The sequence below is a fragment of the Allochromatium palmeri genome (assembly GCF_009720725.1).
In the GTDB taxonomy this organism is placed as follows: domain Bacteria; phylum Pseudomonadota; class Gammaproteobacteria; order Chromatiales; family Chromatiaceae; genus Thermochromatium; species Thermochromatium palmeri.
The window spans coordinates 1-517 of record NZ_WNKT01000166.1; the positions used below are offsets into that span (position 1 = coordinate 1).

General features: G+C 56.9%; 1 protein-coding gene. It reads right to left on the reverse strand.

Going from position 1 to position 517, the window contains the following annotated elements:
• Positions 1-394 precede the first annotated feature (394 nt).
• Positions 395-505: a transposase gene (locus GJ668_RS20865; protein ID WP_343032255.1), complete on the reverse strand. Its 111-nt coding sequence runs from the start codon at positions 503-505 to the stop codon at positions 395-397.
• Between the last annotated feature and the right edge of the window lie 12 nt (positions 506-517).

Here is a 517-nt window from a genome sequence, read left to right on the forward strand (position 1 = left end):
GGATGTCGCGATCGATCGGGCGGAAGCAGGGCATCGTCGTGGATCCTGAAAGGTGATCTCGGCAGTCTACCAAGCCGAGAGCCATCCGGCAGCGTTAAAGTCCGACAGGCTGCTAGAACGGGTCGTTGCGGAGCATCGGGCGGGCAAGTGGCTGACCTACGGTCAGTATGTTCGGCTCAGTGACAAGAAGGTAGGGCACTGCCGGCCATATCCTCCGGATATTCTGGCTCGACGCGCTTATCGCAGTTTCCCCTTTCTTGCTAGTACCTCGCACCTTAAGTTGACTGGACAATTTCATGCCATCAGCGGCTTGCCGATATAGGTCCAGCGAAACGGCTTGGCGAGGGTCTGGTTGAAGAAATCGATGAACTCAAGGAGGCGTTGCTTGAGTTCATCAGTGGATGGCGAAGCGCGCGCGCTTGAGCAACCGACGGGTGAGGATACCGAACCAGATCTCGACCTGATTGAGCCAGGAACAGTGCTTGGGAGTATAAACAAAGCGGATGCGATGGGCGGG